This window comes from Thauera aminoaromatica S2 (assembly GCF_000310185.1).
GTDB lineage: Bacteria > Pseudomonadota > Gammaproteobacteria > Burkholderiales > Rhodocyclaceae > Thauera > Thauera aminoaromatica.
In genome coordinates, this window is sequence record NZ_AMXD01000255.1 from 1 (window position 1) to 2,205 (window position 2,205).

Here is a 2,205-nt window from a genome sequence, read left to right on the forward strand (position 1 = left end):
GGTGTCAAGCGACACGAAGATTTAACCCCCTGACGACATCTGGAATTGACCCCCTGGGTTAATCAACTCTCCGACGTGATCGGGGTGGGGGCAGCGGCCTTCTGCAGAAGGCCGCTGCGGCGCTTGTCGCGCAGCCGGTAGCTGTCGCCCCTAATTGTGATGACCTGGCTGTGATGCAGCAGCCGATCGAGGATGGCGGTAGCGGCCACCGCGTCGCCGAACACCTGCCCCCACTCGCCAACGGGCCGGTTGCTGGTGATCAGCATGCTGGCCCGCTCGTAGCGTCGCGACACCAGCTGGAAGAACAGGTGCGCAGCGGCCGGCTCGAGCGGCAGGTAGCCCAGCTCATCGATGATCAGCAGCTTGGGCTTGGAGAGCTGCAGCAGCTTCTCCTCGAGCCGTCCGTCGGCGTGCGCCTTCGTGAGCCCGGCCATCAGCGCCGCTGCCGAGGTGAAGAGCACCGTGTAGCCGCGATCCACCGCTTCGCGCCCGAGGGCGACCGCCAGGTGCGTCTTGCCTACGCCCGGCGGACCGAGCAGCAGCAGGGCCTGACCGTGCCCGATCCAGCGACCGGAGGACAGATCCCGGATCTGCCCTGGATCGATCGAGGGCTGCGCGTCGAAGTCGAAGCCTTCGAGCGTGCGCACGCACGGGAAACGGGCGAGCTTCATGCCCATCTGGATGCGTCGGGTGTCGCGCCGGGCGACCTCGCGCTCGGCCAGGAAGAGCAGCGCTTCGCGCAGTGTCATCTGCGCCCGGCTGGCTTCGTCGAGCAGGCTGTCGAGCTGGTCGCGGATCGCCGTGAGCCGCAGCCGGGTGAGCAGTTCGTCGAGTCGGTCGGCATCGATCATCACCAGCCTCCTCCGACGAGCGCTTCGTACTCGGCCAGCGGACGCAGCAGCGCATCGGTGGGCGGCGGCGCCTCGATCTGGGCCGGCGGCAGCGACCCACCCAGCAGGTGGCTGCGCTCGATGCTGCGACCGCGACTGCCGGCGAGCTCCGCATGGCGGGCGACTTCCTCGCCGGCGTACTCGACCACCACGGTGTCGGCGCTGACCACGACCGTCACCGTCTCGCCAATCAGCCGCCACGGCACGCTGTAGGCGTTGGTGTCGAGCTCGATGCAGCCCTCCGCATTGACTCGGCGCACGAGCTCGCGCACCTGCAGGAAGGGGGCGATCCCGGCAACCGGACGCAGGTGTTCACGCTCCAAGTCGAAGCGCTCAGCGGGCGTGACACCGGTCGTACCGTGGATGCGCACATCGGCCACCTCGCGCTGCCAGCGCGCCAGGTGCGCCTCCATCGCCGTCCAGCTCTCGAAAGCATGGCCGGCGATGGCGTTCTTCTTCACGTAGCCCACGCCGTTCTCGGTCTTGCCCTTGGTGCGCGCGCGAAACGGCGCGCACGCCTTGGCACGGATATCCCAGTGCCGGCAGAACGCCTCGAAGCGGCTGTTGAGTCGGACCTGGCGCGTCTGCGTGTCGTGTTTGTCGACCAGCGCCTTGGCGTTGTCGATGAGCAGCGTCTGCGGCCGTCCGCCGAAGTGGACAAACGCCGCCTCGATCCCAGCGAACCACGCACTCTGGCGCTCGTGCCGGAACGCGCACGCAAATCCCCGGCGCGAATAGCCCAGCGTCGCCACGAACAGGAACACTCGCACCGACTCGCCGCCGATCAGCACACGTGTCTGGCCGAAGTCGATCTGCATCTGTTCGCCCGGTCCGGTCTCGAAGCGGATCGTCGCACGGCGACTCGCCTCCAGTTCCTGGCGGAACCCTCGACACGCGCGCTCGACCGTGCGCAGGCTCGTCTCGATCCCCAATTCCTTGCTCAACTGCTGACGCACCACGTCGCAGTTGCCCCGGTGCTGCAGGAAACGCTCCCGCAGCCATGCGTCGTGACCGCCCAGCACGCTGGCACGCTGCGGCTGCCGGTACGCCACCGGCCCGCCCGCGTTCAGATACCGCCGCACCGTGTTGCGCGCGATGCCCAGCGCCTTCGCAATCCGCTTCGCACCCCAGCCCGATTGCCCCAACCGAACGATCGTCGTGACCGCCTCCGGCTCCAACATCTCCTGCACTCCGCAAACCAGACGGCGTACAGGATTCACCTCGATGTGCTTCGTTTCCAATGATGGCCTCCTCGCGAACGAGGGGGTCAGTTCCTCGTGTCGCTAGGGGGTCAATTTACGGTGTCGCCTGACAA

The 2,205-nt window shown here is 67.4% G+C and carries 2 protein-coding genes; both read right to left on the reverse strand.

All coding sequences use genetic code 11. The annotated features are described in order from the left end of the window. Positions 1-62: 62 nt before the first annotated feature. On the reverse strand, positions 63-851 hold the full coding sequence (istB, locus tag C665_RS19325) for an IS21-like element helper ATPase IstB (protein WP_004299423.1): 789 nt from the start codon (positions 849-851) through the stop codon (positions 63-65). Then, positions 851-2,071: an IS21 family transposase gene (istA, locus tag C665_RS19330; RefSeq protein WP_004299421.1), complete on the reverse strand. Its 1,221-nt coding sequence runs from the start codon at positions 2,069-2,071 to the stop codon at positions 851-853. Before istA ends, istB begins: the two co-directional genes overlap by 1 nt. Positions 2,072-2,205: the final 134 nt, after the last annotated feature.

Bases quoted from the DNA above. Each gene is read 5' to 3' on its own strand.
- istB (WP_004299423.1), bottom strand. From the start codon at position 851: ATGATCGATGCCGACCGACTCGACGAACTGCTCACCCGGCTGCGGCTC.
- istA (WP_004299421.1), bottom strand. From the start codon at position 2,071: ATGTTGGAGCCGGAGGCGGTCACGACGATCGTTCGGTTGGGGCAATCG.